At 71.1% G+C, this 6959-nt stretch carries 6 protein-coding genes and 2 pseudogenes; 6 read left to right on the forward strand and 2 right to left on the reverse strand.

Features of this window, described 5'->3' with window-relative positions:
* Window positions 1–211: hypothetical protein (locus I5E_RS24800; RefSeq protein WP_222836485.1), on the reverse strand; the 211-nt coding region annotated here is incomplete at its 3' end.
* Between I5E_RS24800 and I5E_RS17220 the strand changes: the two are divergent.
* The 4 genes and pseudogenes from I5E_RS17220 to prmC all read left to right on the forward strand — a co-directional run.
* A pseudogene (locus I5E_RS17220) lies at window positions 198–512 on the forward strand (homoserine kinase); the annotation flags it as partial. The gene I5E_RS24800 and the pseudogene I5E_RS17220 sit on opposite strands and share 14 nt — an antisense overlap.
* Window positions 513–673: 161 nt before the next feature.
* Complete coding sequence (gene rho / locus I5E_RS17225) at window positions 674–2869, forward strand: transcription termination factor Rho (protein WP_022908083.1); 2196 nt, start codon at window positions 674–676, stop codon at window positions 2867–2869.
* A 3-nt stretch (window positions 2870–2872) separates the two neighbouring features.
* Window positions 2873–3955, forward strand: a complete 1083-nt coding sequence (prfA, locus tag I5E_RS17230; RefSeq protein ID WP_022908084.1) for a peptide chain release factor 1 — start codon at window positions 2873–2875, stop codon at window positions 3953–3955.
* A gap of 14 nt (window positions 3956–3969) precedes the next feature.
* Window positions 3970–4845 carry a peptide chain release factor N(5)-glutamine methyltransferase gene (gene prmC / locus I5E_RS17235; protein ID WP_031263046.1) on the forward strand — a complete coding sequence of 292 codons (876 nt, stop codon included), beginning with the start codon at window positions 3970–3972 and terminating at the stop codon, window positions 4843–4845.
* A gap of 333 nt (window positions 4846–5178) precedes the next feature.
* On the opposite strand, the gene I5E_RS17240 is transcribed toward prmC, so the two are convergent.
* A complete protein-coding gene (locus tag I5E_RS17240) occupies window positions 5179–5829 on the reverse strand; it encodes an HAD family hydrolase (protein ID WP_187290540.1) in 651 nt (216 codons plus the stop codon).
* Between the two features lie 37 nt (window positions 5830–5866).
* On the opposite strand from I5E_RS17240, the gene I5E_RS17245 reads away from it, so the two are divergent.
* Entirely contained in the window at window positions 5867–6541 is a 675-nt protein-coding gene (locus I5E_RS17245) for an L-threonylcarbamoyladenylate synthase (RefSeq protein ID WP_022908087.1), read from the forward strand.
* Window positions 6538–6959: pseudogene (locus I5E_RS17250) on the forward strand (undecaprenyl/decaprenyl-phosphate alpha-N-acetylglucosaminyl 1-phosphate transferase); the annotation flags it as partial. The gene I5E_RS17245 and the pseudogene I5E_RS17250, both read left to right, overlap by 4 nt.

Consider the following 6959-nt stretch of genomic DNA (forward strand, 5'->3'; position numbering starts at 1 on the left):
AGGTCCAGCTGTGGACCTGACCCGCTTCGAGGGCCGCGTTGTCGGCGAACGTCGGCTGCTTCTCGAGGTCGGCGACCTGGTAGCCCTGCTGCGAGAGCAGGATCACGTCACCGGAGATCTGGCCGGCGTTCTCCCACGAGTAGATGCCCCAGTAGAAGCCCTTCGGCTTCGGGTTCACGAAGTCGACGCCGAACGAGGTGGCGGCGCTCATCCAGAGCCCCGAGCTCCTGCTGGCCGCGACCGAGGACCGGTTGCACCAGGCGTACCGCGCCAGCGCCATGCCGGAGACCGACGCCCTGATCGGCCTGCTGCGGCAGCACGGACTCGCGGCGGTCGTCTCCGGAGCCGGCCCGAGCCTCCTGGTCCTCGGCAGCGATCCCGCTCAGCGACTCACCGCCGCCGACCTCGTGTCGCGACACGGGGAATCCGACTGGCGGGCGCTCATGCTGGCCGTCGACCTGGGTGGTGCTACAGTGGTGCCGCACTCGGCGCTCCAAGCCGAACCCGCGTAGGCAGCAGGACTTTCCTCGCCATGCAGGGTCCGGTGCGCGGGGGCAATCTCTTTCAGATCACCGAATCCCGGTCCGTCGTCTGAACGGCGGTCGATGCACACCCATGCATCCGGGACGGTGGAAACTCTCCGCGTTCTGCGGTTCGAAAGGAAACACCGACCTTGACGAACGTCAACGACTCCACCCAGGTGGAGATCCCCAGCGATCTGCGCGCCCTCCGGCTCCCGGAACTCCAGCGCATCGCCTCCTCCCTCGGCATCACGGGGCTCTCGAAGCTCCGCAAGGGCGACCTCATCGCCTCGATCGAGGACAAGCGTCCGGCGACGGACGACGCCACGACCGAGTCGGCCGCACCCGCGGTCGAGGCCCCCGTGGCCGAGCAGCCGACGCTGCCGGAGCCGACCGAGGCACCCGCTGCCGAGGCCGTCGCAGACGCACCGGCGACCACCGAGGCCCCGGCCGAGCAGCCCGCCTCCTCGCGTGCCCGCCGTTCGCGCCGTGCCTCCTCCGGCGGCACCGTGAACGCGGCGCCGACGTCGGCCGCCGAGCACACGAACGCCGGACACACCGGCACCGAGGACCTCCTCGCCGGGCTCGACCAGGTCCGCGCCGAGAAGGACGCGCAGGAAGCCGCGGAGACCGGCGGCCAGCGTCGCGGGCGCGGCCAGCGCGCGCAGCAGAACGGCCAGCAGGCCGAGCGTGCCGAGCGCACCGAGCAGCCGCGGGACCAGGCCGAGCAGCCGGCCCAGCAGGACGCCGCCGCGCAGCAGGACCAGTCCACCGACCAGGGCGACCAGAACGACCAGGGCGACCAGAACGACCAGCAGGGCGAGGGCGGTTCGCGTCGCGGTCGTCGCAGCCGCGGTCGGGGTCGTGGCCGTGGCCAGAACGCCGAGAACGGCGAGCAGGGCGGCGACCAGAACGGTCGCGACGCCGCGCCGAAGAACGACAACGGCCAGAAGAACGGCCAGAACGGTCAGAACGGCCAGCAGGGCGACCAGAAGAACGCCCAGCAGGACGACCGGAACGACGCGAACCGGCAGAACGGCCAGCAGAAGCAGCAGGGCCAGCAGAAGCAGCAGCCGGCCCAGCAGGTCGCCGACGAGACCGAGGGTGGCCGCAGCCGTCGTCAGCGTGACCGCAAGCGCGGCCGCGGCGGGCAGAACGACGAGTTCGAGCCGGAGATCACCGAGGACGACGTCCTCATCCCGATCGCGGGCATCCTCGACGTCCTCGACAACTACGCCTTCGTCCGCACCACCGGGTACCTGCCCGGGCCGAACGACGTCTACGTCTCGCTCGGCCAGGTGAAGAAGTACCACCTGCGCAAGGGCGACGCGGTCGTCGGCGCGATCAAGCAGCCGCGGGACAACGAGCAGCAGAGCCGCCAGAAGTACAACGCGCTCGTCAAGGTCGACTCGGTCAACGGGCAGACCGCCGACGAGGCCGCCGCGCGCGTCGACTTCCAGGACCTCACGCCGCTGTACCCGAACGAGCGCCTGCGTCTCGAGACCGAGCCGTCGAAGCTCAGCACCCGGATCATCGACCTCGTGTCGCCGATCGGCAAGGGCCAGCGCGGCCTGATCGTGTCCCCGCCGAAGGCCGGCAAGACCGTCGTGCTGCAGGCCATCGCGAACGCGATCGCCAAGAACAACCCCGAGGCGCACCTCATGGTCGTCCTGGTGGACGAGCGGCCCGAAGAGGTCACCGACATGCAGCGCACGGTGAAGGGCGAGGTCATCGCCTCGACCTTCGACCGTCCCGCCGAGGACCACACCACGGTCGCCGAGCTCGCCATCGAGCGTGCGAAGCGCCTCGTCGAGCTCGGGCACGACGTGGTCCTGCTCCTCGACTCGATCACCCGTCTGGGCCGCGCCTACAACCTGGCGACGCCGGCCTCCGGTCGCGTGCTCTCCGGTGGCGTCGACTCGTCGGCCCTGTACCCGCCGAAGCGCTTCTTCGGCGCCGCGCGCAACATCGAGGACGGCGGCTCGCTGACCATCCTCGCGACGGCGCTCGTCGAGACCGGGTCGAAGATGGACGAGGTGATCTTCGAGGAGTTCAAGGGCACCGGCAACATGGAGCTCCGCCTCAACCGGCACCTCGCCGACAAGCGGATCTTCCCGGCCGTGGACGTCAACGCCTCCGGCACCCGTCGCGAGGAGCAGCTGCTCTCCGCCGACGAGGTCAAGATCACGTGGCGACTGCGCCGTGCCCTCGCCGGGCTCGACCCGCAGCAGGCCCTCGAGATCGTGCTGCGGAACCTCAAGGAGACGCAGTCGAACGTCGAGTTCCTGGTCCAGGTGCAGAAGTCGGTCCCCACGACCGGTGGGCACCACAACGGCCACCAGGAGTAACGCGTGTTCGAGTCGGTGGCAGGGCTGCTGGCGGAACACGAGGACCTGACGCAGCAGCTGTCGGACCCCGCGCTCCACGCCGATGCGGCCCGCGCGAAGAAGGTGAACCGGCGGTACGCCGAACTCAACCAGATCAAGTCCGCGTACGAGTCCTGGAAGGCGGCGGGGGACGACCTCGCCGCCGCCCAGGAGCTCGCGCGTGAGGACGAGGCGTTCGCGGACGAGGTCCCGGCGCTCGAGGAGCAGCTGACGGAGCGCCAGGAGCGTCTCCGCCGGCTGCTCATCCCGCGCGACCCCGACGACGGGCGCGACGTGATCATGGAGATCAAGGGCGGCGAGGGCGGCGAGGAGTCGGCGCTGTTCGCGGCCGACCTCCTGCGCATGTACTCGCACTACGCCGAGTCCAAGGGCTGGAAGATCGAGATGCTCGAGCGCACCGAGTCCGACCTCGGCGGCTACAAGGACGTCCAGGTCGCGATCAAGTCGAACGCGACCGACCCGTCCCAGGGTGTCTGGGCGCACCTGAAGTACGAGGGCGGCGTCCACCGCGTGCAGCGCGTGCCGGCGACCGAGTCGCAGGGGCGCATCCACACCTCGACGACCGGCGTCCTCGTCTTCCCCGAGGTCGACGAGCCCGAAGAGGTCCAGATCAACCAGAACGACCTCAAGATCGACGTGTACCGGTCCTCGGGCCCCGGCGGGCAGTCCGTCAACACGACCGACTCCGCGGTCCGCATCACCCACCTGCCCACGGGCATCACGGTGGCGATGCAGAACGAGAAGTCGCAGCTGCAGAACCGCGAGGCCGGCATGCGCGTGCTGCGCGCCCGCATCCTCGCGAAGCAGCAGGAGGAGCTCGACGCCATCGCCTCGGACGCGCGCAAGTCGCAGATCCGTGGCATGGACCGTTCGGAGCGCATCCGCACGTACAACTTCCCGGAGAACCGCATCGCGGACCACCGCACCGGGTACAAGGCGTACGACCTGGACCGCGTCATGAACGGCGCCCTCGAGCCCGTCATCCAGTCCGCCATCCAGGCGGACGAAGAAGCACGACTGGCCGCCATCGGCGACCAGGACGCGTAGCCCTGGAGGCACGGATCACCTCCGACACGCCCGTCGCGTTCGCCGCGGACCGCCTCCTGCGCGAGGCGGCCGCGGCGTTCGACGCGGCCGGCGTCCCGACCCCGCAGGTGGACGCCGAGCTGCTGCTCGCCTGGGCGACCGACACCTCGCGCGGTGCCGTGCAGGCCCGCGCGATGACCGGGGGTGCGATCGCTCCGGAGCACGTCGAGCGCTTCCGGCACGCCGTCGCCCGACGTGCCACCCGCGAGCCGCTCCAGCACATCACCGGCGAGGCGCACTTCCGCGCGCTCACGCTGGCCGTCGGACCCGGCGTGTTCGTCCCGCGGCCCGAGACCGAGGGCGTCGTGCAGTTCGGCATCGACGCACTCCGCGCGGTGGCCGTGCCGGCACCGGTCGCGGTCGACCTCGGTTCCGGCAGCGGCGCGATCGCGATCGCCATGGACACCGAGGTGCCGAACGCGGTCGTGTACGCGGTCGAACGCTCGGTCGAGGCACTGCCGTGGACCCGGCGCAACGTCGCGGCCCACGGTGGGACGGTCCGCCTGGTGGAGGGCGACCTCGCCGACGCGCTGCCGGAGCTCGACGGCACGGTGTCGGTCGTCGTGTCGAACCCGCCCTACGTGCCGGACGACGCGGTGCCGATCGACCCAGAGGTCCGCGACCACGATCCCGCGATGGCGCTCTACGGCGGGCCGGACGGCCTCGACGCGGTGCGTGCCTTGGCGGACACCGCCTGGCGCCTCCTGGTGCCCGGGGGCGTGCTCGTCATCGAGCACGCCGAACCGCAGGGCGCCGGCGTGCGCGAGGTCCTGTCGCGCCGTGGGTTCCGGTCCCCGGAGACGCACGTCGACCTGACCGGCCGCGACCGCACGACCACCGCGACCCGCTAGCCGGGGCCGAGCCGCGCCTCCTGGCCGCCGTCGACGTGCGCTCCTGTGAGCCGTTCCGCGCGTGGTCGGTCTCTTCGCGCGTACCGGGTCGTTCCGTTCGGCCCGGTACGCGCAATTCCGCTTTCCACTGCGCGCGTGATGGGAAGGATCGCGCGGCGGTCCGGACCTGGAGGCGCAGATCACGTTCGACGGTCAGCTCACGGCCGTCAGCCAGAGCCAGTCGGCGCGTGGTCGGCCTCTTCGCGCGTACCGGGTCGTTCCGTTCGGCCCGGTACGCGCGATTCCGCTTCCCACTGCGCGCGTGATGGGAAGGATCGCGCAGCGGTCGGGGACCTACGCGACGGGTGCGGCGACGTACTGCTCCGCGACGAAGGCGAGGACGGCTTCGCGGAGGTCCGTGTGCTCCTCGACGAGCACCGCGTGGATGCCCACGCTCCGGGCGCCCTCGACGTTGATCGGCATGTCGTCCGCGAAGAACGTGCGCTCGGCGGGCACGCCGTGGTGCTCGAGGGCCCGGCGGTAGACCTCGGGCTCGGGCTTCCGCGCACCGAAGTTGCTCGTCGTGTCGAGGTGCTCGCCGAAGAGCGGCGCGAGCGACGGCGTCCAGCGGTGGATCCAGCGGCCGGCCAGCGGCCCGTTGTTCGTCAGCAGCCCGACCCGTCCGTGCTCGCTCGCGACGCGCACCGCCTCGATGCGGTCGGGCAGCTCGGTCATCGCGGCGCCGCGGATCCGCGCCCACTCGGCTTCGGGGACGTCGCAGTCCATCGCCTCGGCGAAGGCGGCCAGGTACTCGTCGCCGTCGGCGTACCCGCCGGCCTCGGCGCGCTGTTCGTTGCCGCAGTCCCACCACCGCCGACGGAGCTCGTCGAAGTCGTGCCCGGTGAACTCGGCGAGGGCGGCCATCCGCACCTTCCAGTCGTACCGGACGAGGACCTCGTCCATGTCGAAGAGGAACAGGAGGCGGGGCGCAGGGGTCTCGTTCACGATGCCACCCATTGTGTCGCACTATCATCGTCGAGTCATGGCATCCCGATACGACTGCACCGACTCCGACGGGCTCCTGACCGGGATGCGGCTCGCACGTGCCGCTCTCGGACGCGGGGAGCTCGTCGTCGTCCCCACCGACACCGTCTACGGCGTGGCCGCGGACGCCTTCAGCGCGGCCGCCGTCCAGCGCCTGCTCGACGCGAAGGGCCGGACCCGGCAGTCGCCGCCGCCGGTCCTCATCCCCGGTCCGCCCACCCTCGACGCGCTCGCGAGCGACATCCCGCAGCAGGTGCGGGACCTCGTCGACGAGTTCTGGCCGGGTGGCCTCACCGTGATCCTCCGCGCCCAGCCGTCGCTCGACTGGGACCTCGGCGAGACCCGCGGCACCGTCGCGCTCCGCATGCCGGACTCCCGCATCGCCCTCGAGCTCCTGCAGGAGGTCGGGCCGCTCGCGGTGTCCTCCGCGAACTCGACGGGGGACCCGGCCGCGATGGACGCGGACCAGGCCGAGGCGATGCTCGGCGACAGCGTCGCCGTGTACCTCGACGGCGGTCCGATCACCGCGCACGAGGGCTTCGAGGCATCCACGGGCTCCACGATCGTCGACGCCACCGGGCTGTCCGACGGCGGGAAGCTCCGGATCGTGCGCCACGGTGTGATCCCGGACGACGAGATCACCAGGGTCGTCGGAGCCGACCTGGTCGGATGAAGTACTACCTGCTCGCCGGGGCCATCGCGGCCGTGGTGAGCTTCTGCGTCAGCTGGGTCGTCTGGAAGCTGGGGCTGAAGTACAAGTGGTACCCGAAGGTCCGGGAGCGTGACGTGCACCGCACGCCGACCCCGCGGCTCGGCGGCATCGCGATGTACCTCGGCGTCATCGTGGCGATGCTCGCGGCGTGGTTCCTGTTCCCGTCGATCGCCGGCACCGACTACTTCCGGCTGGTGTTCTCCGAGCCGGGGCGCGTGATCGCCGTCCTCGCGGGGGCGACCATCATCGTGGTCCTCGGCGTCGCCGACGACATCTGGGACCTCGACTGGATGACGAAGCTCGCCGGGCAGATCATCGCCGCGGGCATCCTCGCGTGGCAGGGCGTGGCGATCGTGTCGCTGCCGATCGGCAACACGCT

Source organism: Curtobacterium sp. B18 (genome assembly GCF_000333375.1).
Lineage (GTDB): Bacteria > Actinomycetota > Actinomycetes > Actinomycetales > Microbacteriaceae > Curtobacterium.

Bases quoted from the DNA above. Each gene is read 5' to 3' on its own strand.
- I5E_RS17245 (WP_022908087.1), top strand. From the start codon at position 5,867: ATGGCATCCCGATACGACTGCACCGACTCCGACGGGCTCCTGACCGGG.